We start from the raw sequence: 23001 nt of genomic DNA on the forward strand, positions 1-23001 counted from the left end.
ACGTCTTAACTTTCTCTCTACTTTTTCTGGGTAAGGTCACCTCTTTAGGTGCTCCTTTTTTCTTTCTTATACACACAAAAATCATATAGAATTGTAAATACAGCTTTTTTATTCTGATGCTTTTCAATTCTATAGCTCTGGTTGTCTCTCTATTACTATTTTTCTACATTATCGTAAAAAAACTGAGCGAAAAGAAAGCAAACCTTGAGGGTAATTTATGTAAATTAGAGCAAGAACTTCAAGAAACAAAGCAAACTTTGCTTACGAAGAATGAAGAAATAGTTGATTTAAGGGTCAAAAAAGCAGAACTTGAAGTAACTCTGCAAAAAGAACGTGAGGAAAAGAAAAAGGAAATAGAATTACTAACAAAAGCAGAGGAGAGATTAACAAACACTTTTAAAGCGCTCTCTCTTGATGCTTTGCAGACAAATAACAATAATTTTCTGAACTTAGCAAAGGAAGTAATCGATAGTAAATTAAAAGAAACGGAAAGCGATTTCAAAAAAAGACAAGCAACGATCAACGAAGTTGTAACTCCAATAAAAGAAAAATTAGAAAAATTTGATAATGAAATACGCGAGCTGGAAAAAGAGAGGGTAGGGGCCTATGAAGGTTTAAAGGAGCAAATTGGAGCGCTGATGAACCAAACTTCCAGCCTTGCTAATGCCTTGAGAAAGCCTCACATCAGAGGAAAGTGGGGTGAAATGCAACTCAAAAGGGTGGTAGAAATGGCGGGAATGATTGAATATTGCGATTTTTTTACTCAGCCGTCAGTGGTTGATAAAAACGAGGATAATTTATTGCGTCCTGATTTAATAATCAAAATGCCATCTGGAAAGCAAATAATAATAGATGCTAAAGTGCCGCTTGATTCTTACATGGATGCTATATCACAAAATGATTTGCAAATACAAAAGGAGAAATTAAAGAATCATTCCCTGGCAATAAAAAAACACATAAATGATTTGGGTAAAAAAGAGTATTGGAATCAATTTGAAAATACGCCAGAACTTGTGGTGCTTTTCTTAACAGGGGAGGGGGTTTTTAGCGCAGCACTGGAATATGAGCCTGCTTTGATAGAGATTGGAGTGGAAAAAAAAGTGATCATTGCAACACCGATCACTCTAATTGCGTTGCTGAGAGCAATAGCGTATGGATGGAAGCAAGAGATGATAGCTGAAAACGCAAAGAAAATCAGTGAACTAGGTCATATTTTATATGAGCGCATTTGCACAATGGGTGAAAACTTTGATAATTTGCGCAGGAGCTTAAAAAGTGCTGTTGATCATTATAATAAAACTGCTGGCTCTCTTGAAGCAAGGGTGTTTCCTGCTGCTCAAGAATTCAATAAGCTTGGTATACATGCAAAAAATAAAAGTTTAAGTGCTGCAAAGGAATTAGAGTCTTTACCACGCAGTTTACATACTGAGGAGCTGAAAGTAGATTAGGCATCTTAACAGGGAATGTTCAAAAAAGTGTGTCAAACCAAAAAAAAAGTAATAAATTGATATAAAAAAAATGGAGGTTTGACAATGAGTCAGAAAGTAGTAAACAGAACTACCGGTTTGGTAGATTACAAAGAACTGGAAGCAAATATACTGTCATCAATAAGGGAAGGCAGACCATTAACAGGAAGGGATGGAGCATTTACACCATTTATAAAAAAGCTGCTGGAGGCAAGTTTGGAAGGTGAAATAGAAAATCACTTATTAGCTGAAAGTGAAGAGAGGGTTTGGTTGGAAGAAGTGGAGTAGCGAATGGATATACAAAACGCTGGGTCTATATTCAGACTATAGAATAAGGTATTACAAACCGAAAGCATCACCAGCACAATATGTTATAAACTTTGGTAAAGAATCTGCTAGGAAAGCGTAGTGCGGATGCTGCGTTTGACGAGGCGGGAGCTGGAAACGTTAACATGGGAATTTGGATTGAGGCCTATTGTGAAAACAATGGATCAGCCACCAAACCCTAAAGTAGGCGCGCCAGTTCTTGACCCTACATATTTTTTTGAAGGTTAAATCCAGCTTAGGGTCGAGAAACTTAGATAAAGCCATAGCCAAAGTGTTTAAAAATATTAATAATTATACACACAATTATTCAACCATATTTTTGAAGATAGCTATGCCGCCGCGGTATCTCTTAGCCGCTAACAAGTAGCGGGATGACGATTGTTGGTAAATCTAAGTCAGTTTAGCTATAGGCAGCAATTTTCTGTATTTATTTTAAATTGAAGGAAGCTCAAATGAAAGATCATGTTTTGCTAAAAATCACAGAATGCAGTCTAACAGTGAACGGTTACGCTTTTGATCAAAAATGTTGTATAGTACACAATCAATTTTTCTGGATCCAAGTAGTCAAGGCACTGCCTTTGTGTTTGAGGCAAAATCGGCTATAACACTTAACATACTGCCTTTGCAAACAAATGTTCGTACAGTTATGTGTCAGCTACTTGCATGACGCCATTGCCTGAACGGGTACCAATGATTACCTATCAATCTCACCAAAAACTATATCGAGTGAGCCAATAATTGCTGCAACGTCAGCAAGCATGTGTCCTTTTGCCATAAAGTCTAAGGCTTGTAAATGCGCAAAGCCAGGTGCTCTTATTCGGCACCTATAAGGTCTATTGGTACCATCTGAAACTATATACACTCCAAACTCACCTTTTGGTGCCTCAACAACTGCGTAAGCCTCACCTTCTGGTACGTGATATCCTTCTGAATAGAGCTTAAAATGGTGAATCAGAGCTTCCATAGATTTTTTCATCTCTGCTCTTGACGGTGGAGAAATTTTTCTATCTTCAGTTTTTATTTGCCCTTCAGGCATTTTCTCTATGCACTGCTTCACCAAACTGATAGATTGCCTAATCTCTGCCATTCTAACTAGATAACGGTCATAACAGTCGCCATTTTGGCCGATCGGTATATCAAAATCTAGTTGATCATATATCTCATATGGCTGGCTTTTTCGCAAATCCCAAGCAAGCCCAGCAGCGCGCAACATTGGGCCACTAAAGCCCCAATCAAGTGCCTGTTTAATTGATATTTCACTAATTCCTACAGTGCGTTGCTTCCATATCCTATTTTCTGTTAAAAGTTCATCAACATCGTCTATATATTTTGGAAATTGCTCTATAAACTTTGCAATATCCTCAATCAAATCTTCTGGAACATCTGCTGCAATTCCACCTGGCCTGATGTAAGCTGCGTGAAACCTTGCACCTGAAGCTCTTTCGTAAAATTCCAGTATTTTTTCTCTTTCTTCAAAGAGCCATAAAAGAGGGGTCATTGCTCCAACATCAAGTGCTTGAGAAGAAACGTTCAGTAAATGATTTAGTATTCTCGTCAGTTCACAAAACAAGACACGTAAATACTTTGCCCTAATTGGCACTTCACATTGCAACAATTTCTCCACACAAAGTGAATATGCATGCTCTTGTGACATTGGTGATACGTAATCAAGGCGATCAAAATAAGGCAAAGCTTGAAGATACGTTTTATGTTCTATTAATTTTTCAGTACCGCGGTGCAAAAGCCCAATATGGGGATCTGCCCTCTCGATCACTTCACCATCCATCTCTAAAACAAGACGCAACACTCCATGTGCAGCTGGGTGCTGAGGTCCAAAATTTAACATCATTGTCTTTAGATCGGGCATGTCCAGTAGTTTAAGATATTGAAATTGTATAGGCTAAAGTGCGCTCAAAGTCAATAAACTTCTTGCATAGGCTACAACTATCATTCAATAGAAACAAAAACTTTTACAATGGCTAATAAGTGTTGGTAAAACCAAGTCACTTTAGCTATAGAATGACAAAAAAGGTTTGCATTAGCCAAATTTTTAGTTGAAGTAGCATAAGAGGTTAAAGGAAAAGCTTTGTGTTAATGGATTCATTTCAGGTATAGTATAGATAATACCACAATACTTATAAAATGGATCATGTTGTTAATGCGTATAATAGACTTGACACTCCTATAGTCAGGGGAGAAGGGGCATATCTTTTTGATAAAGATGGTAAAAAATATTTAGATTTTGCTGCAGGTATTTCTACAACTTCTTTAGGGCATTGTCATCCATACATTACAGATAAGCTGAAAGAGCAATCGAGCTCATTATGGCACTGCTCTAACATTTTCACTATTCCCGAGCAAGAAAGGCTTGCCGAGCGTTTAACAACCCTTACTTTTGCAGATAAAGTTTTTTTCTGCTCAAGTGGGCTTGAAGCAACAGAAGCTGCAATTAAGTTTATTCGTCGTTACTTTTATTCAAAAGGGCAAGCAAAACGTAATCGTATTATTACAATTGAAGGAGGCTTTCATGGCCGCAGTATTGCTGCAATTTCTGCTGGAGGCAATGAAAAATCACGCGAAGGTTTTGCTCCGCTCCTTTCTGGTTTTGATAAAGTGCCAAGAAATGACATTAAAGCATTAGAAGAAAAAATCAACAATGAAATAGCTGCTGTATTTTTAGAGCCCATACAAAGCGAAGGTGGAGTATATCCACTAGACGTAGAATATCTTCAAAAAGTAAGGGAAATAACAAAAGCTCAAGGAATAATTTTGTGCTTTGATGAAGTGCAGTGCGGATATGGACGCATCGGTTCTTTATTTCATTATCAAAATGTCGGCATTGAACCTGATATGCTAACCTGTGCGAAGGCTATGGGTAACGGTTTTCCTGTAGCTGCATGTTTAGTGAAAGATTATATAGCAGAAGCAATTACTCCAGGAACTCATGGATCAACCTATGGTGGCAATCCACTTGCCATGACTGTTGGTAATGCAGTGCTCGATATAATGCTAAAAGAAGGCTTTTTTGATCATGTTAAAAGAATTAGTAAATATTTAAAAGAAAAGCTGTTGCTTTTAGCTAAAGAATTTCCTGAGATGATTTTAGAAGTTCGTGGAGAAGGGTTACTAATGGGAATAGAACTAGCAACTCTTGTAGCTGATAAAATTATTAGTCGATCTCTTGATAAAGGTTTAATAATAACTAGGGTTTTAAACAACAAAGTAGTAAGGGTAACCCCACCACTTATCATTGAGGATGAGCATGTGAACGCAGCGTGTAATATGCTTTATGATTTGTTTTTTAAGATTAAAGGTATATAAAATTCGGCAATATAAATTCAGGCTTGCAAATGCCTCTCATAACATGTAAAATTAATTTTATTTTTTATCACAATAACATCGTACTTTAATGGATTGGTTATTGGTCTTAGTATCATCAGCAATTTTTGTTTTGTTAGTTTTATCGTTTTTGTTCTCAGGAGCAGAAATAGGCTTAACCTCAATTAGCCGTTCTCGAGTTAATAAGCTAAAGCTAGACGGTAACAAAAAAGCCAGGGTAATAGATCGCTTATTAAATAGGAAAGAATTGACAATAGGAACGGTATTGCTCGGCAATACAATTATTAATATTACTTGCTCTGCTTTATTTACAGCAATATTTATCAATCTTTTTGGAAATGAGGGCATTCTCCTATCAACAATTATAATGACATTTTGTATTTTATTGTTCTGCGAAGTTCTACCAAAAACTTATGCTATTCAAAATCCTGAAAAATTTGCATCATTTTCTGCTTATTTTGTATTGTTTTTTGTAAAGATTTTTTCTCCATTGACACTAGGTATTCAATTTATTGTTAACCTCATCCTAAAATTATGTGGGCTGCATAAAGATAAGGAAGTGATATCTGCAGCGGATGCAATGCGTAATATGATTACTCTTCACCGCAGTGAAGGAACTATGTTGCAACAGGATTTAGATATGCTAAGCAGCATACTTGATTTGGCTGAGACAGAGATATCACAAATTATGACCCATAGAAGAAACCTATTTTCTCTTGATATAGATCGGAATAAAGAAGAGTTAATAAGAGAGATTTTAACCAGCAGTCACAGTAGAGTACCTTTATGGCAGAAGGAACCAGATAACATTGTAGGTGTAATTCACGTGAAAGCTCTAATAAATGCTTTGCGTGAAAAGAATAATAAAGCGGAAGAAGTTGACATTACCCAAGTTATGTCAAGGCCTTGGTTCATACCAGAAAGTACACCGCTCAGCGTGCAACTTCACAACTTCCGTAAGAACAGGAAACACCTTGCATTTGTTATTGATGAGTATGGAGCACTGCAGGGAATTGTAACTCTTGAGGATATACTGGAAGAAATAGTTGGAGAAATTTCGGATGAACATGATTTGATTACGGAGAATTTTATAAAGAAAATATCTGATAATATGTATCACATAGAAGGAAAATCTACTATTAGGGACATTAACAGGCAGTTATACTGGAATCTCCCTGATGAAGAAGCTACAACTCTAGCAGGTATGATTGTGAATGAAATAGAGCGCATTCCTGACGAAGGCGAGGAGTTTTCCATGTATGGTTTTCGCTTTAAGATTTTAAAAAAAGATAAAAATATTATTACTGTTGTTGAAGTGCAAGTAAAAATTGGTAATATTAGTGGCAGCAATTAATTAGTGGAGTTTCATGGAAGATACAGTAAAAATAACGGCTGAAGAGTTGAAGGGTTACATAGAGAGAATCGAAAAACTTGAACAAGAAAAGAGGGATGTGCAAGATCACATTCGTGATGTATATGCAAAAGCCGCAGATGAAGGTTGGGATATAAAAGTGATGAAACAAATTATTAGGCTGAGGAAGATGGATGATGATGACAGAGAGGAACAAGAAATATTGCTTGATACCTATAAACGTGCATTGGGAATGAGCTACGAAGAAGAGTTAAGTGAATAGCAGAATTGTAATTGGAATAAGTGGAGCATCTGGTTCTATTTACGGTGTGCGTATTTTAGAAGCGTTGAAAGACGTCGATTATGAAACTCATTTAGTGATAAGTCGTGCTGGGAAAGTAACTTTAGCTCACGAGATTAAAGAAAAACTTGAAGATATTACATCACTTGCAGATTTTTACTATTCTGAAGAAAAGATTGGAGAAAAAATAGCAAGCGGCTCATTTAAAACCTCAGGGATGATTGTAGCACCATGCTCTATGAAGACAATGTCTGAAATCGCATCAGGTGTTACTTCCAATCTATTGACAAGGGCTGCAGATGTAACGCTAAAAGAAAGAAGAAAGTTAGTTCTTATGGTGCGAGAGTCACCACTGCATCTTGGGCATTTACAAAATATGTTAAAATTAACGGAGATGGGAGCAATTATTGCTCCACCAGTGCCTGCTTTTTATATTAAACCGAAATCGTTGGATGATATTATTAATCATTCTGTTGGCAAAGTATTGGATTTATTTGATATCAAATTACCCGACTTTAAGGAGTGGCAAGGAAGTGACAATTATTATTGATGGTAAAAAAATAGCAAACGACCTATGTGAGAGGCTATCACAAAAAATTGATATTTTAAAGAGAGAGTATAACATTTTTCCTTGCCTGAAAGTAATTCTCATAGGTAGCAATCCAGCAAGTCAGGTTTATGTTCGCAACAAACAGAAAAAAGCAGAATCAATAGGCATAAGTTCTGAGACCATTGTTTTGCCTAATAATATTTTAGAAGATGAATTAATTGAAAAAATCAATGAATTAAATGAAGATCCATCTGTGCATGGCATTTTAGTGCAATTGCCTTTACCAAATCATATTAGTGCAAGCAGAGTAATTAACACAGTAAGTGTTGAAAAAGATGTAGATGGCTTTCATGATGAAAACGTTGGCAAATTAGTTAAAGGTGAAAAAAACTGCCTTATACCTTGCACTCCTAAAGGTTCTTTGCATTTAATTAAGTCAATTGAAGAGAACCTTTCCGGTAAAAACGCAGTGGTAATTGGTAGGTCAAATATCGTGGGCAAGCCAATGTTTTACCTGCTATTGCAAGAAAACTGCACTGTCACCATCTTGCATTCACAAAGCAAGGATTTAGCTGAATATTGCTCTAAAGCGGATATAGTAGTTGCAGCAGTCGGAAAGCCAAATTTTGTTCAAGCAGACTGGATAAAGAAAGGTGCAATAGTGATCGATGTTGGCATAAATAGCGTTAACGTAGGAAAGCTTGTAGGTGATGTTGACTTTGAAGGAATAAAAGGGAAAGCCAAAGCTATGACCCCAGTACCCGGGGGCGTTGGCCCAATGACCATTGCATTTCTAATGATGAACACTGTTATTGCTGCTTGCTTGCAAAAGGGAGTTGATGCTTCTGATTTCATTAGTTGAGGTATGAAGAGGAAAGCTATATGAAGATAGAATGTACCATATCACAATTAATAAAAAATTGAGATTTTTGAAATTCCTCAGTAGTCAAATTTATTAAATATTTAGGATCATCATCTATTCTTTTTTCTCTACAAGTATAGCTAAAGTGGCTTAGGTTTACCTACAATTTGAAAAACAACAAATTCGTCATTCCGCTACTCGTTAGCGGAATCTATGCTGAGATACCGCGGCGGTATGACGTAGGGAAACCTTTCTTGGGTTAGCTATAGTTAGTGGAATTGCAAAGTTTCTAGGCATAAAAAGCTTTGAACCTAATATATGAGCCAAACTTGATTTTCCAACCGTAGATACACCTGTAATAAAAATAATAGTCTTCATTTTGTGAATTTACTTGCTATATGAACTATCGGAGAAATTTTTTTATAGTTTATAGTATCTGACCTTACCCAGAAAAAGTGGAGAGAAAGTTTGGAATGTTTTTCACAAAGAGAATGATGAATCAAAATGCTCAGGAATGCAATAGTTAATAGTGACGTTGTTTGTTATAAAAAATTTCTATATATTCAAATATAGCAGTTTTGATATGCTGTTTAGAGTGCCGAGAGGTGTCTATTGGTAACTCCCTTTTTAGAGAACTGAAGAAGCTTTCCACAACAGAATTGTCGTAACAACAACCTTTATAACTCATCTATGTTTTTTATGGATAAGAGATATTGATAACCTTGCGAAGTATATTGTGAACCTTGATCACTATGTAATAGTAGATTTTTGGCAGGTTTACGCTTGTTAACGTCCATTAATAAAGAGTCCATAACCAATTGTTTATTTATTGAACTGCTCATTAACTACCATGCGTGAATATAGATCGATTATTGTTGCCAAATATAGCCATCCTTCTTTGGTTTTTATATAAGTAATCCCATACTTTATTTGGTTGATCGACAATAAAGTTTTGGTCTAATATATTGGGAGCTACTGTCCGTTTGTTGTTTCTTAATTTTAAATTTTCTTCTCAATATAGCCTGAATACCATTTTTCTGCATAATACTTTGCACTGTTTTTAAGTTGCAACTTTTACCCAAAGCCTTCAATTCAGCATGAATTTTAGGAGCTCCATATCTACATTTAGAAACTTGATATATTTTTTGAATAGCTGCGAGTAGCTCTTTATTTGCTGATTCTCTACTGCTTATTTTTCTTGTGGTCCACTTATAGTAGCCACTAGCAGAAAATCCTACATAATTCCTGTACTTTATAGCAGTTACTATATAAAAAAATATTTTACTCTTTTTGACTGGCCAGGGCTTTTTTTTAAATGTCTCTTTCCCTTGTTACTCTTGCTAACTCTCTTTGTAAATCAAACCTCTCTTTGTCGTAAGGAGCCATGTTACCTCTACCTGGAAATGCATTTGCCGCTGACTTTTTTTCGTTATATTTCTTCATCCATTTTCCTAATACACTATCCCTTATTCCTAGATCTCTTGCTACTTTTGCAACTGGTTGACCTACCTTTCTTTGTTCATTTGCCAGCTTAACAGCTTCCAATTTGAATTCTGCCGTATATTCTCTTACCATTTCTAATCCTCCAAAATTTTATTTTACCCGAAAAAACTCCTTTCTTTCTCTCCACTTTTTCTGGGTAAGGTCAATATACCAGTGCCGAAAATAGTTGACAAAGATTGTGTATACTTATTACAATTGTTTGGGTACCAGAAGTTTTTACGGCAACAAAGTATGCACTAACTATAAGTAAGGAAGACTTTAAGCAGGCAATAAAAAAAATGAAGTAACGTTTAAAAGAGATTGAAGGAGAGAAGAAAAAGGTAAAAGGGAATACGGCAGAAAATGAATCTTATTACAAATAGCATAAAGGGCTTTTATTCTAGTGTTAAATCGGACCTAGATTGGCAAGCCAAACGTAGTCTTATTAGAACATTAGTAAAAGAAGTCAACATTGATCTTGATAAAGTAGATGTAGTATTTAAGATCAAAGAACTTGAAAACCCCGCCCAGAATGGACAAAATCAAAAGATGGTACATTGTCTAAGGGGTCTGGGCACTGGGATGACATCTTTTTTCTTGGTACAAATTACTCTTATGTCTCAATATTTGTACAGTTGTGTTATCGGCTGTTTGATGTTTACAACGCAGAAAGTTCATAAGGTTGTAAGTCAAGCGGTAGGATGACAAGATTTTGCAAGGGTATTTTTTTTATAGGAGATTAATATGGAAATTTTTCTTGATAGCGTTGATTTAAATGAAATTAAAGGACTAAAGGAGTTCATTGACGGCATAACAACTAATCCTTCTTTAATAGCAAAGTCCGGGCGTAAAGATAAATACGAGGATTTAGTGCGTGAAATATGCTCTATTATAAAAGGGCCTGTTAGTGTTGAAGTTGTTGCAGATAGCCATGAAGAGATGATCACAGAAGGTCTGAATTTAGCAAAAATTGCTGATAATGTTGTGATCAAATTACCTCTTACACATGAAGGATTAATTTCTTGTAAAAAGTTATGGACAGAGCATAAAATACCTGTTAACATCACATTATGTTTTTCTCCTGGACAAGCACTGCTTGCCGCTAAGGTCGGTGCTTGTTTTATTTCCCCCTTTGTTGGTCGCCTTGATGATATAAGCTATGATGGCTTATCGCTAATAGAAGATATATGTACTATATATTCTAATTACGGTTTTGATACTAAAGTTCTTGTTGCATCAGTGAGAAGCCCAGCGCATGTAATAGAAGCTGCAAGGCTTGGTGCTGATTCAATTACTGTGCCAGCAAAAGTACTTAGACAATTAATTAATCACCCACTTACTGACCAAGGGCTAGCAATATTTGAAAAAGACTGGGGTGTAAAATAATAGACGGTTACAAATGAACATAAAAATTGGCGTATCCGTTCAGGCAATGGCGTCAACTTAAGAGCCTTCATTAGCAAACTCTCCTAAAGACATGATGGCGTTTGCTACCTTATTGCGGCTGCCCTGGTCGAATTTTAACTTTATAGCTAACCCAAGAAAGGTTTCCCTACATCATACCGCCGCGGCGCTAACGAGTAGCGGAATGACGAATTTGTTGTTTTTCAAATTGTAGGTAAACCTAAAGCTATAGAAAAAAAGAAGAACCAGTTTCTTAGTTCTTCATTGACATAATCCACTTCATATGCCTTAATAAAGTTTTATAGCTTGGTAGGAAATAGTGGGATCAGAATTTGAAGAAATGCTAAAGGAAATATTACAAGAAATTAATGATCAAGGCTTCAATAAAGATAATATAATTGATAAAATTAAGGATAAGCTGCAGGAAAAGGACCCACGCGTATACAACGGGTGGAAAGATAACAAGTTTGATATAGATCACCTGTTTTTACCAGGTATCATGTTGCGTATGATAGCTAAAGATACAAAATTAACAGGGTTCTTTATAGAATATGAAAGGACTCTTTTATATGTTGCTGCTGAACATGGGCACATACAAATAGTAGAAAATCTATTAGACAATGGAGCGAAAACCGGTATAAAAAATGGATATTGCAAAGAAGCTCCTTTACATGTTGCTGCTAAACATGGACACATACGAATAGTAGAAATTTTGTCAAAAAAAGAAGCAGATATCGATCTGAAAAATAGGTATGGGGAAACTCCTCTACATTATGCAGCTAAGTATGGACATACACAGGTATTAGAAAATCTATTGGGAAGAAGCACTAATGTTAATGTGCAAAGTGAAGTTGGAAGAACTCCTTTACATGATGCTGCTAATAATGGTCATATAGAGGTAGTAAAACATCTTATAAAAAAAGGGGCAGATGTTAATGTGCAAAGTAAAGTTGGAAGAACTCCTTTACATAATGCTGCTAATAATGGTTATATAGAGGTAGTAAAACATCTTATAAAAAAAGAGGCAGATGTTAATGTAGTGGACCAATATGGAAGAAGTCCTTTACATGATGCTGCTAAGCATGGTCGTATAGAGGTAGTAAAACATCTTATAGAAAAAGAGGCAGATGTTAATGTGCAAAGTAAAGTTGGAAGAACTCCTTTACATAATGCTGCTAAGCATGGACACACACAAGTAGTAGAAGTTTTACTAAAAAAAGGAGCAGATGTTAATATACAAGATCGAGGAGGAAGAACTCCTTTACACTACGCTGTTCAGCGTGGATACCCAAAGCTAGCAAAACTTCTACTAAATGATGGTGCAGATCCATCATTTATTCATAGATCTAAAGCTATAACAGCAGGAGTTGCTGTGGGTATATTAGCTGCCATTGTTACTCCATTAGCACTCGTTTACGCTACTGCATTACCTGCACTAGCAATAATTGGAATTACTGTAGCATCTGCACTGATAGTTGGTGGAATTTCCTATGGGGCTGCGTATAAGTCATCAGAGCACTCATTAAACAGTAAGCTAAGTGAGGTTAGATGCAGTAATGTTGATGGAAATAAACAAACTGTATAACCATAATTATTAGCTCACCACAGTAACCGCACCATGGCAGTGTTTGTATTTCTTTCCGGAGTTGCAAGGACATTTGTCGTTTCTTGAGACTTTGGGAAGTCTGCTATTTCTAGCAGAATCTAACCTATTGCCTATCTCTTGGTTGTCTGCCAACTTAAAGTGTGCTAAGCGGTGAATGGTGAGTTCCTTCCATTTTTCAAGCATTGACTCAAACATCAAGAAAGCTTCGCGTTTAAATTCATTCAGTGGATCTTTCTGCCCCATAGCACGTAAGCTTATGCTTTGTCTTAGGCTCTCTAGAACTGAAAGGTGTTCCCTCCATAAATGATCAAGTGTCATTATCATCATTTGCTTCACGATCGTATTCCACAAATCTGTAGTGTGCTGACTGTTGAAATATTTTTCTTTCTCAGTAAAAAATTCTTGTATCTTATCATTTATATAATTCAAAGCTTCTTGTTTATTCAAAAACTTTGCCAAGTCTTCTTTATCAAGCGTTATTCCATACCTTGTATGGAATTCTTTGACTATATTTTCAATATAATCCTCATAATAGCCACTTTGGATTATACCTTCTACTACGCTCTCATTTACTTCGCTATATACTTCAAGTAAATCATTAATTTCGTTGCCTAAGATATTGTTTCTCTGTTTAAAAATAACTTTACGTTGGTTATTGATTACGTCATCAAACTTAAGTAGAGATTTCCGCACGTCATAGTTTCTAGCTTCAACTTTCTTTTGCGCTTTCTCGAGTGCCTTATTGATCCATGGATGATGAATAGCTTCGTTATTCTTTAACCCTACTTTTTGTAAAAAGCTTCTCATTCTATCAGAGCCAAATATTCTCATTAGGTCATCTTCGAGCGATAAAAAGAACTTAGAAAGTCCAGGATCCCCCTGACGACCAGAACGGCCGCGTAATTGATCATCTATTCTCCTGCTTTCATGTCTTTCGGTTCCAACCACACATAAACCACCAGCTTTTATAGCAATTTCCTTATCTTTTTTTACTCTTTCAACTATTTCTTGGTATTTTTTTTCTCTTTCATCAGCATTTTTTATCTTCTTTAGCTCTACCTTTGCGATCATTTCAGCATTTCCACCGAGTTGAATATCAGTTCCACGCCCTGCCATGTTAGTTGCTATAGTGATACTACCTGGCACCCCAGCTTGCGCTATTATGTACGCCTCTTGTTCATGATAACGAGCATTCAATACTGAATGCTTAAGAGAATGGCTTTGCAAAAGCGCAGAAAGCTTCTCAGAGTTTTCGATGCTCACCGTGCCAACAAGGACCGGTTGAAGGCGTTTGTAGCATTCTTCTATAAACTTCAACACAGCATTAAATTTTTCCTTTTCTGTACCGTAAATTTCATCATCAATATCAACTCTTTTTACAGGTACATTGGTTGGAATTTTTACTACATTTAATCTGTATATATCACGAAACTCTTCTGCCTCTGTTGCTGCTGTTCCCGTCATTCCGGAAAGTTTATTGTACATACGAAAGTAATTCTGAAATGTGACCGATGCTAAAGTTTGGTTTTCATGCTGAATTTCAAGATTCTCCTTCGCTTCAAGTGCCTGATGAAGACCATCCGAATATCTCCTGCCCTCCATCATACGCCCAGTAAATTCATCAATAATCACTACCTTGCCATCCTTTACTATATAATCTTTATCAGCAGTAAACAGCTTATATGCACGTAATGCTTGGTCTATATAATGAGTCATTATCATGCTGTCAGTATCATAGAGCGAGGAATTTTCAGGAATGAGATTGTATGACCTTAGTAGTTCCTCCACTCGTGAAATACCATCTTCAGTCAAGAATACCGTTCTACCTTTTTCATCTACTTCATAATCGGAGTCAACTAATTTGGTTACTATTTTATTGATATGCTTATATATCTGATTGTTTTCCTCAACCGGGCCAGAAATAATAAGCGGAGTGCGAGCTTCATCAATGAGTATTGAGTCCACTTCATCAACTATTCCGTAGTGAAAGCCTCTCTGAACCATGTCTTCTTGAGAAAATTTCATATTGTCTCGCAGGTAATCAAAGGCAAGCTCGTTATTTGTGGAATACACGATATCTGCACTGTAAGCCTCTTTCCTCTCTTCGTCTGTCAAGTTATTCGTAATAAACGCAACAGAAACCCCAAGAGAATTATATAATTTGCTCATCCACTCTGTGTCTCGTTTTGCAAGGTAGTCATTAACAGTTACGACGTGTACGCCTTTCCCTTCTAAGGAATTTAGATATGCTGCTAAAGTTGCAACGAGTGTCTTTCCCTCTCCTGTTTTCATTTCTGATATCATACCATTGTGGAGCACCATTCCACCAATCAGTTGAACATCAAAGTGCCTCATGTTAAGAAACCTTCGAGAGGCTTCACGCACAACTGCAAATGCAGGTACGAGAAGATCATTTAACGTTTTCCCATTTTTCAATTCTTGTTTGAATTCTTCAGTTTTACCAGCAAGCTCCTCATCAGATAAACTCTGCATTTCTGTTTCTAATGCATTTATTTGCTGAACAATTTTCCTAAAGGATTTTATTATCTTCTTATTTGTTGACCCAAATATCTTTCTTATAAAAAAGAATGACAACGTAAAAATGAAAAATATAAGAATGGCTGTCAAAATTAGCGGAGAATCTAGCATAAACTTAAGTAAAGTCTTATTTAATATGAGATTATATTACTAAATGCAGCCTACAGCAATTACATATTAGATTTGGGGAGTCTTTGGAAAGTCTTTTTTAAATCAAGAATTAAGAGTTTGCCAGGCAATTCCTACCCTCGAAGGCCTTTCTATCAACACATAAAGACTCTATTGCATTATTTTAGGTGTTTGGTAATCTTTAATTCTAGATCAAACAAATTTATAGCAGCCTGTATGAGGTAACTAGTTATGCACGGTAATATCTACCAGCTAAAGGTATTGATGCTATTTTTGCATCGAGGAGTGCTCTATCAGCACTCTTTTCGCTTAGGTACAGAAATAGAAGAGGCCAGAAAATTCGATGATTTAGTATTTGAATGTACCCAAGGTAGTAAGAAAGTATACCGTTTTTTGCAGGCTAAACACACACAAGATGAAGATAACAAGAAAATTGGAGTAGGGAACTTACTTACAAAAGATAAAAGTGGTGAGTTTGGATTAGCAAAGTATTTTGTTTCTTACCTAAAGATCAAAAATAATCAAGATTTTGCAGATGGTAACCTGAAAGATTTTATTATCTGTACTAATATCGATTTTGATCTGGATCAAAGCACAGCACGAAACACAGTGAAGAAGTTGAGGGTAAAAACTTTAGGACCAAACGAGGAAATAGAAATTTTAGTTGAAGTAATCGACACTAGTGATGTCTTTTTTAAAGATGGTGGCACTAGATATAAGTTCTCTTATATTCACAATAACATGATTTCAGTAGTGCAACCAGCATTTGAAAGTGCTGTAGAAGAAGCGATGGAAGAATTAGAAGAGGAGATAAAAAAACTCCAAAACAAGCCAGATCAGAACTCAAAAAGGAAATTGGAAAGAAATCAGACGTGGCAACGTGAATTTGGACGAATGATGAATGAAGGTAGGTTGGAAGACAATATAAAAGAATTTTTTGATAAGTTAGTATTTGCAGTAAATCAGCCCAATGAAATAAAACTAGCGGATATTATCAAAAGTGAGCTAGGCGAGCAATTTAATGATATTGATAGACAGAATGTTTACGCTCGCTTCCAAGAAAAAATGCTAGATTGGTTGAAAGAAAAAGGGAGACGTTTTCTTACACATGAAGACGGAAGAGAATTCTTTCGCAAGATGAAAGAAGAAATCTTAGGAGGCTTTCGATTTGAGGTGAGAAATCCAGTAGGATCGTTCACTGGAAGGACAGAAGAATTACGAGAACTACACAAATTAATACAAAAAAGTCAAGGTGTAGCCACAGTAATATCGCAACTGGTTTCTATTAGTGGGTTGGGAGGAATAGGTAAGACTGAGCTGGCCAAAAAATATATTGAAGAACACAGTAAAGATTATGACAACAATATTATATGGATAAAAGCTGAAACCCATGAAACCATGGTGCAGTCTTTTCTCAGGTTAGCTAGAGATCCTTTAGGCATTCCTACAGAAGATAGGGATATTGAATCTATTGTAAGAGACATATACGCTTTTTTCGCCAAGAGAAAAAGTCTCTTTGTTTTCGATAATGCAGAAGAATATAGAAGTGAAGGTCAAGATGCTGGTATTAGTCAATTCTTACCGTCCCACTTTTTATCATCTGATGATAATAAACCTAGTGTTTTGATTACCTCTCGTAATCAGAAATGGGGAGATATAAAATCATTAACATTGGGTGCATTTACTGAACCAGAATCAATAGACTTTATTAGAAAAGCATTAGGTATAAAAGATGGGTCACAAGAAAATGAAATAAAGAATTTGGCAGAAACATTACAGCATTTTCCTTTAGCTTTGCAGCAGGCAGTTGCATACATAAAAGAAAGGGATATAGCATTAAAGAATGTAGGCTTGAAGTTTGAAATTAGTGATTATTTAAAGAGATACAAAGAGGAAGCAGAAAAATTACTTGATTTTAAGTTTCCTAAAGACAGCGACAATAGCTACACCAAGACAACTTTTATAACCTGGAGAATTACTATTGATAAAATCAAAGATAACCCAGAGTATGGTCAGCAAGCCAAAGAAATCTTGGATATCATTGCCTATATTGCTCCTGACAACATTCCTGCAAAAATGTTTTTAGGGGTAGAACGCAATGAAGAAAAGTTAGGTGATGCTATCCAACTACTTAAACAATATTCAATGATCAACTCAGGAGAAGAGCAAAGCTCAGTCAATATCCACAGGTTAGTACAGCAAGTAACAAGAATAGAGTTAGAAAAACAAGGCAAAGACAAAGTTGTGAAAAAGACTTTTGAGTTACTGGAAGAAAGCTTTCCTTACGGCAGTGATAAATTAGAAGATTATGCTAAGAAACGACAATTATTGCCGCATTTAGAAGCGTTCTTATCACATGTAGATAATTGGCTAACAAAAAATCCTTCAGAAAAACAAACAATAGAAAAGGATTATCTTGTAAATTTGTTAATATGGATAGGCGATGGATATTTTGATTTAGATCCTAGAAGACAAAAGAAGTCGCTTGAACGGGTTTTACCTATCATCAAGAAACATTATGGCTCTGATCATTTTCAAGCTGCTATTACATTAGCAAACCTTGGCATTGCTTATGGTGCTTTAGGTGATCCTCAGAAAGAAAAAGAGTTGCTTGAACGGGCTTTACCTATCTTGAAGACACATTATAGCCCTGATCATTTCGAAGTTGCTAAACTGCTGGCAAACCTAGGTAACGCTTACGGGTATTTAGGCAATTATAAGAAACAAAAGGAATTGCTTGAACGAGCTTTAGCAATTCAAGAGAAACATTGTGGTTCCGATCACTCTGAAGTTGCTAGAACACTGGCAAACTTAGGTAACGTTTATGGTGCTTTAGGTGATCCTCAGAAACAAAAGGCTTTACTTGTGCGAGCTTTACTTACTTTTGAGAAACATTATGGCACTGGTCATCCTGAGGTTGCTAGAACACTAATAAGTTTAGGCACCGCTTATAGGGCTTTAGGTGATCCTCAGGAAGAAAAAGAGTTGCTTGAACGGGCTTTACCTATCTTTAAGGAATATTATGGCTATGATCATTTTGAAGTTGCTAAACTACTAGCAAACCTTGGTATCGCTTATGGTGCTTTGGGTGATCCTCAGAAAGAAAAGGAGCTGCTTGAACAGGCCTTAACAATTAAAGAAAAATATTACAACTCTGATCATTTTGAAGTCGCTATTACTCTGACAAACCTTGGTATCTCTCATGTGGATTTAGGTGACTATAAAAAACAAAAGGAGTTACTTGAACGGGCTTTAGCAATCAAAAAGAAACATTACAGGCCTGACCATTTTGAAGTTGCTAGAACACTGGCAAACCTCGGTAATTCTTATAGGGTTTTAGGTAATCCCCAGAAGGCAAAAGAGTTGCTTGAACAGGCTCTAGCAATTCGAAAGAAACATTACGGCCTCGACCATTTTGAAGTTGTTAAATTACTGGCAACCCTCGGTATCGTTTATGGTACTTTTGGCTATCATCAGAAAGCAAAAGAGTTGTTTGAACGAGCTTTACCTATTTTTGAGAAACATTATGGCTCTGGTCATGTTCAAGTTGCCAAACTACTGGCAAATCTTGGTATTGCCTATGGCGCTTTGGGCGATCACAAGAAACAAGAGGAATTGCTTGAACAGGCCTTGCCTATTTTTGAGAAACATTATGGCCCTGATCATCCGGAAGTTGCTAAACTGCTGGCAGAACTAGATGACATTTAGGTTTTTAGCAATACTGGATTAACAACAATTCATTTGAGCTACACTTCCAAAACTAATCTATTTGGATCTTCTATATAATTTTTTATTTTAACGAGGAAAGTTACTGCTCCTTTGCCGTCAACTATTCTGTGATCGTAAGAGAGAGCAATGTACATCATAGGTCTGATTTCTACTGCATTACCAACAGCAACTGGCCTGTTTTGTATTGAATGCATTCCAAGTATTCCAGATTGCGGAGGGTTTATTATCGGAGTGGAAAGAAGTGAACCGTATACTCCACCGTTTGAGATGGTAAATGTTGCACCTTCCATTTCTGATACTTGTAATTTACCCTCACGAGCTTTTTTGCCAAGAGCAACTAAAGTCAACTCAATTTCTGCAAATGACATCTGATCGGCACCCCGAATAACTGGTACAACAAGACCTTTATCGGTGCCAACAGCAACACCTACGTCATAGTAATGTTTATATATGATTTCATCGCCTGAGATTTCAGCGTTAATTTCAGCAATTTCTTTCAATGCTTGCACCGCTGCCTTTATAAAAAACGACATAAAACCAAGTTTTATTCCATATTTTTTTTCAAAGGCGTCCTTATATTTTGCTCTTAGATCCATGACATTCTTCATGTCAATTTCATTGAACGTGGTCAGTATTGCAGCAGTATTTTGCGATGCTTTCAAACGAGCGGCAATTACTTGCCTTATTTTGCTCATTTTTACTCGTTCCTCTCTTTGCTCTCCATTTACTACACTTTTTGGCAATTCATATTGTTTTATTGCAGGTTGTTCAGCTTTGTTCATATGGCCTATCACATCTGCTTTTGTTATTCTGCCTCCCATGCCAGTTCCTTTGACGCTTTCTGCACTGATTGCATTTTCTTCCATAATTTTACGAGCTGATGGAGCATCTTTTTTAGCAGCACTTTCGCTTTTATCTTCTTTTCTCGCTTCCTCTTTTACTTCTCCCATGGAAAGCTTCGCTAACAATTGATCAGGACTTATTACATCATCTTCTTTTATAAGAAATTCAGTTATTTGCCCTGAAGCTTCTGCAGTTAATTCGAGTGCTGTTTTGTCAGTTTCAATTTCAAAGATCAAGTCATCTACTTTTACTGCTTCTCCAATACCCTTCTTTATTTTTACTATACCTTCTGTAACTGATTCACCACCAAGAGTTTTTGGTGCTCTGATTTCTATAATTTTGCTCATAAAACAACTTCCGTATAAAACTTTCTATAGATTTATACATGAAAAGGGACATGTAATAAACTAATAAATTCATTGAGGCTCTTATCATTTAGAAGTGACAAACGGATAACATATTCCCAAATGTCATTCCAGCACGTGACGCTAGGCCATAAAAATTCCTTGACAAGCTTTGCCATCCCCCCTATCATGAAACTGAAGCTATTTATTTATCTTCGCAATCTGTGCAGGTTAATGACAAAAAACTTAGGGTATTTGGCGTCTCATGTTTAATTTTTCGCACTACGTGCATCGCATGTCTTTAAAAATTTTTAGGTTTTTACCTATATAAGCCGAAACGCGCTTACAAAGCGTTTAAGACAGCAAAAAACGTCAAATTGACAAGGGAGAATTTGAATGCTAGCTACTACGGGGTTTCTTTGCCTTTTTTCCTGCTTAGTAAATTTCTTAAACACTTGCGGTGTAGGTTAGTTGCAAGTTAAAAGCAGCTAAATCGCTCTTAATCAAGCGTTTTAGAATAAAAAAAACGCCGATATTTTAGTACATAGTAAATAGCCAACCACCACGGGGCTTCTTTTGCCTTTTTTTTCGCTTGGTAAATTTTTTAATATTTATAGCTAAACGACAACCGTCATCCCGCTGCTTGTTAGCGGGATCTAGAGATACCGCGAATGAATCGCGGTATGAAGGTTAAATAATTCGTCATCCCGCTACGTGTTAGCGGGATCTAGAGATACCGTGACGGTATGACGGTTCGCGGTGGTATGACGATAAGGTTTATACCTTGTCATGCAAGTACTAGAATCCAGTAAGCTTATTTATGCATATAAAAGGTTATTATTTTGTAAAGTCAAAGTTGCTTTTGGTTTTAAGTTAAAGTACAATAAATGCAAAGGTTTATATAAACTGGATCCAAGTAGTCAGCTACTTGAATGACATCAGACAAACAATCGTACACATGCTAGTCAAAATAGGTACCAGAGGAAGCAAGCTTGCAGTTGCCCAGGCTTTGGAAGCAAAACAAAAGTTGCTGGATTCTTTTCCTAACTTATCTATTGAAATTGTTAAAATAAAAACTTCTGGAGATAAGTATGCAAACGCAAATCTTGCTGAAATAGGAGGCAAAGGATTATTCATTAAAGAAATTGAGACTGAATTGCTCGAAAATAATATAGACATGGCAGTTCATTCGCTAAAAGATATGCCTGCGTTTTTCTCAGGGGGTTTAACAATTCCTTGTGTTTTAGAAAGGCTAAGTTCATGCGATGCGTTTATTTCTCATAAACACAATAGCCTTGAGTCTTTGCCACAGCAGGCTACTATTGCCACTTCTTCAATAAGAAGAAAAGTTCAGTTGTTAAATGTTAGACCAGATTTAAATATAGTACCGCTACGTGGAAATGTAACAACCAGATTGCAAAATCAAAGTTTTGATGGAATAATTCTAGCTGAAGCAGGACTCATAAGATTAGAAAAACATCACTTGATTACAGAGGTATTGCCACCAAAAGTTATGTTAAGTGCAGTGGGGCAGGGGGCGGTTTGTATTCAATGTAGAAGGAATGATGTAAAAATTATCGATCTTTTAGAGAAAATTAATAATAATATGTCTTTTATAGGAGTGAAATCAGAGCGCAGTTTTATGAAGACAGTGAATGGTTCATGTTTTACACCACTTGCAGCTTTGGCTGAATATGTGAGCGAAAATATGCTACACCTTCGTTGTATGTTAGCAAGTGGAAAAAATATATACTTCACTGAGCGCACTTCATTTATAGAAGATGCGGAGAAAATGGGTATGGATGCAGGATTAGAGTTGAAATCAAAATGCTTATAAGCTTACCTAAAGTACGTGGAATCTATCGTTATGATGTCTTAATGTCTAAAGCGACGTGGTTAAATGTTGGTGGACGAGCTGATGTATTATTTAAACCATGTGATATTGAAGATTTAACATACTTGATTAAAAATACTGAACTGCCAGTTAGCGTTATTGGTGCAACATCCAACATAATAGTGCGAGATAGTGGCATTCGAGGAATAACAGTAAAATTAGGTAAGGAGTTTGCATATATTAAAAGTAAGGGTAACAACTCTATTGTAGCTGGGGGAGCTGTGCTGCTCAGCAACCTTGCTCACTTTGCGGGAAATCAGCAGATTAGTGGGTTGGAGTTTCTAGTTGGAATTCCAGGAACAGTTGGTGGCGGAATAGAAATGAATGCAGGTGCATATGGTAGTGATATCGCAAGTGTTGTACAATACATAAAAGCAGTGAATCTAGAGGATGGAAACCTATATGAGTTCTCCAGCGAAGAAATGGGGTATTTTTACCGTGGACATAGCCTAAAAGGAAATTGGATTTTTGTTGAAGCTGAGTTTAAAGGAGTAAACTCAGAGTATGAGCTTATACTGCAAAGGTTAAAGGAAGTTATTGAGAGGAAAAATAAAAGCCAGCCAATAAGAGGAAAAACTGCTGGGTGCATATTCAAAAATCCAAAAAACTACCGAGCATGGGAGTTAATTGATAAATCTGGCTGCCTAAGGTTAAATATTGGTGGAGCTAGAATCTCTAAGAAACATTGTAACTTCTTGCTCAATTACGATAATGCAACTGCATCTGACTTGGAAAACCTTGGCAACAAAGTAAAAGATGCAGTAAAGGATAAATTTAATGTTGAACTTGAGTGGGAAATAAGGGTTTTGGGTAGCTATTAGATAGTTTTTATAGCT

General features: G+C 36.3%; 16 protein-coding genes and 2 pseudogenes. 14 read left to right on the top strand and 4 right to left on the bottom strand.

Going from position 1 to position 23001, the window contains the following annotated elements; genetic code table 11:
- Positions 1-116: 116 nt before the first annotated feature.
- The 3 genes and pseudogenes from rmuC (at position 117) to ACQH2O_RS02865 (ending at position 2460) form a co-directional block, all read left to right on the top strand.
- Positions 117-1448: a DNA recombination protein RmuC gene (gene rmuC, locus ACQH2O_RS02855; RefSeq protein ID WP_425385283.1), complete on the top strand. Its 1332-nt coding sequence runs from the start codon at positions 117-119 to the stop codon at positions 1446-1448.
- Positions 1449-1532: 84 nt separating this feature from the next.
- A pseudogene (locus ACQH2O_RS02860) lies at positions 1533-1727 on the top strand (IS256 family transposase); the annotation flags it as partial.
- Between the two features lie 589 nt (positions 1728-2316).
- On the top strand, positions 2317-2460 hold the full coding sequence (locus tag ACQH2O_RS02865; RefSeq protein WP_153296793.1) for a hypothetical protein: 144 nt from the start codon (positions 2317-2319) through the stop codon (positions 2458-2460).
- Positions 2461-2487: 27 nt separating this feature from the next.
- On the opposite strand, the gene ACQH2O_RS02870 is transcribed toward ACQH2O_RS02865, so the two are convergent.
- Positions 2488-3660 carry an NADH-quinone oxidoreductase subunit D gene (locus ACQH2O_RS02870; protein WP_010962676.1) on the bottom strand — a complete coding sequence of 391 codons (1173 nt, stop codon included), beginning with the start codon at positions 3658-3660 and terminating at the stop codon, positions 2488-2490.
- 275 nt (positions 3661-3935) lie between these two features.
- Here ACQH2O_RS02870 and ACQH2O_RS02875 point away from each other — a divergent pair, with 275 nt between their 5' ends.
- The 5 genes from ACQH2O_RS02875 to folD all read left to right on the top strand — a co-directional run bounded on the left by ACQH2O_RS02875 (position 3936) and on the right by folD (position 8196).
- Positions 3936-5114 (top strand): aspartate aminotransferase family protein, encoded by a 1179-nt coding sequence (locus ACQH2O_RS02875; protein ID WP_006280246.1) that lies wholly within the window; start codon positions 3936-3938, stop codon positions 5112-5114.
- 88 nt (positions 5115-5202) lie between these two features.
- Positions 5203-6486, top strand: a complete 1284-nt coding sequence (locus ACQH2O_RS02880) for an HlyC/CorC family transporter (RefSeq protein WP_010962674.1) — start codon at positions 5203-5205, stop codon at positions 6484-6486.
- Between the two features lie 13 nt (positions 6487-6499).
- Entirely contained in the window at positions 6500-6766 is a 267-nt protein-coding gene (locus tag ACQH2O_RS02885) for a DUF2312 domain-containing protein (RefSeq protein ID WP_010082293.1), read from the top strand.
- Positions 6759-7334 (top strand): UbiX family flavin prenyltransferase, encoded by a 576-nt coding sequence (locus tag ACQH2O_RS02890; protein ID WP_010082294.1) that lies wholly within the window; start codon positions 6759-6761, stop codon positions 7332-7334. The genes ACQH2O_RS02885 and ACQH2O_RS02890 overlap by 8 nt, the downstream gene beginning before the upstream one ends.
- Complete coding sequence (gene folD, locus ACQH2O_RS02895) at positions 7318-8196, top strand: bifunctional methylenetetrahydrofolate dehydrogenase/methenyltetrahydrofolate cyclohydrolase FolD (protein ID WP_010082295.1); 879 nt, start codon at positions 7318-7320, stop codon at positions 8194-8196. Before ACQH2O_RS02890 ends, folD begins: the two co-directional genes overlap by 17 nt.
- Positions 8197-8676: 480 nt before the next feature.
- On the opposite strand, the pseudogene ACQH2O_RS02900 reads toward folD, so the two are convergent.
- A pseudogene (locus tag ACQH2O_RS02900) lies at positions 8677-9771 on the bottom strand (IS3 family transposase).
- Between the two features lie 270 nt (positions 9772-10041).
- On the opposite strand from ACQH2O_RS02900, the gene ACQH2O_RS02905 reads away from it, so the two are divergent.
- From ACQH2O_RS02905 to ACQH2O_RS02915, 3 genes are all read left to right on the top strand, one after another.
- Entirely contained in the window at positions 10042-10383 is a 342-nt protein-coding gene (locus ACQH2O_RS02905; protein ID WP_010082297.1) for a hypothetical protein, read from the top strand.
- A gap of 39 nt (positions 10384-10422) precedes the next feature.
- Positions 10423-11064 (top strand): fructose-6-phosphate aldolase, encoded by a 642-nt coding sequence (fsa, locus tag ACQH2O_RS02910; RefSeq protein WP_007552982.1) that lies wholly within the window; start codon positions 10423-10425, stop codon positions 11062-11064.
- Between the two features lie 337 nt (positions 11065-11401).
- A complete protein-coding gene (locus tag ACQH2O_RS02915; RefSeq protein WP_208571734.1) occupies positions 11402-12667 on the top strand; it encodes an ankyrin repeat domain-containing protein in 1266 nt (421 codons plus the stop codon).
- Between the two features lie 9 nt (positions 12668-12676).
- Here the strand turns inward: ACQH2O_RS02915 and secA are convergent, their stop codons facing one another.
- Positions 12677-15337 (bottom strand): preprotein translocase subunit SecA, encoded by a 2661-nt coding sequence (gene secA, locus ACQH2O_RS02920; RefSeq protein WP_425385284.1) that lies wholly within the window; start codon positions 15335-15337, stop codon positions 12677-12679.
- Between the two features lie 249 nt (positions 15338-15586).
- Between secA and ACQH2O_RS02925 the strand changes: the two genes are divergently transcribed.
- Positions 15587-19063, top strand: a complete 3477-nt coding sequence (locus tag ACQH2O_RS02925) for a tetratricopeptide repeat protein (RefSeq protein ID WP_425385285.1) — start codon at positions 15587-15589, stop codon at positions 19061-19063.
- Between the two features lie 38 nt (positions 19064-19101).
- Here ACQH2O_RS02925 and odhB read toward each other — a convergent pair whose 3' ends face one another.
- Entirely contained in the window at positions 19102-20274 is a 1173-nt protein-coding gene (gene odhB, locus ACQH2O_RS02930; RefSeq protein ID WP_010962667.1) for a 2-oxoglutarate dehydrogenase complex dihydrolipoyllysine-residue succinyltransferase, read from the bottom strand.
- Between the two features lie 955 nt (positions 20275-21229).
- Here odhB and hemC point away from each other — a divergent pair.
- A complete protein-coding gene (gene hemC, locus ACQH2O_RS02935) occupies positions 21230-22108 on the top strand; it encodes a hydroxymethylbilane synthase (RefSeq protein ID WP_010962666.1) in 879 nt (292 codons plus the stop codon).
- Positions 22099-22986 carry a UDP-N-acetylmuramate dehydrogenase gene (gene murB / locus ACQH2O_RS02940; protein WP_425385286.1) on the top strand — a complete coding sequence of 296 codons (888 nt, stop codon included), beginning with the start codon at positions 22099-22101 and terminating at the stop codon, positions 22984-22986. Before hemC ends, murB begins: the two co-directional genes overlap by 10 nt.
- The last annotated feature ends 15 nt before the right edge of the window (positions 22987-23001 follow it).

Origin of the sequence: Wolbachia endosymbiont (group B) of Schoenobius gigantella, assembly GCF_964031005.1 — a bacterium.
Taxonomy (GTDB): domain Bacteria; phylum Pseudomonadota; class Alphaproteobacteria; order Rickettsiales; family Anaplasmataceae; genus Wolbachia; species Wolbachia pipientis.

Coding starts and splice junctions, on each gene's coding strand:
- rmuC (WP_425385283.1), top strand. CDS start 117: ATGCTTTTCAATTCTATAGCTCTGGTTGTCTCTCTATTACTATTTTTC.
- ACQH2O_RS02865 (WP_153296793.1), top strand. CDS start 2,317: ATGTTGTATAGTACACAATCAATTTTTCTGGATCCAAGTAGTCAAGGC.
- ACQH2O_RS02870 (WP_010962676.1), bottom strand. CDS start 3,660: ATGCCCGATCTAAAGACAATGATGTTAAATTTTGGACCTCAGCACCCA.
- ACQH2O_RS02875 (WP_006280246.1), top strand. CDS start 3,936: ATGGATCATGTTGTTAATGCGTATAATAGACTTGACACTCCTATAGTC.
- ACQH2O_RS02880 (WP_010962674.1), top strand. CDS start 5,203: ATGGATTGGTTATTGGTCTTAGTATCATCAGCAATTTTTGTTTTGTTA.
- ACQH2O_RS02885 (WP_010082293.1), top strand. CDS start 6,500: ATGGAAGATACAGTAAAAATAACGGCTGAAGAGTTGAAGGGTTACATA.
- ACQH2O_RS02905 (WP_010082297.1), top strand. CDS start 10,042: ATGAATCTTATTACAAATAGCATAAAGGGCTTTTATTCTAGTGTTAAA.
- fsa (WP_007552982.1), top strand. CDS start 10,423: ATGGAAATTTTTCTTGATAGCGTTGATTTAAATGAAATTAAAGGACTA.
- secA (WP_425385284.1), bottom strand. CDS start 15,337: ATGCTAGATTCTCCGCTAATTTTGACAGCCATTCTTATATTTTTCATT.
- ACQH2O_RS02925 (WP_425385285.1), top strand. CDS start 15,587: ATGCACGGTAATATCTACCAGCTAAAGGTATTGATGCTATTTTTGCAT.
- odhB (WP_010962667.1), bottom strand. CDS start 20,274: ATGAGCAAAATTATAGAAATCAGAGCACCAAAAACTCTTGGTGGTGAA.
- hemC (WP_010962666.1), top strand. CDS start 21,230: ATGCTAGTCAAAATAGGTACCAGAGGAAGCAAGCTTGCAGTTGCCCAG.
- murB (WP_425385286.1), top strand. CDS start 22,099: ATGCTTATAAGCTTACCTAAAGTACGTGGAATCTATCGTTATGATGTC.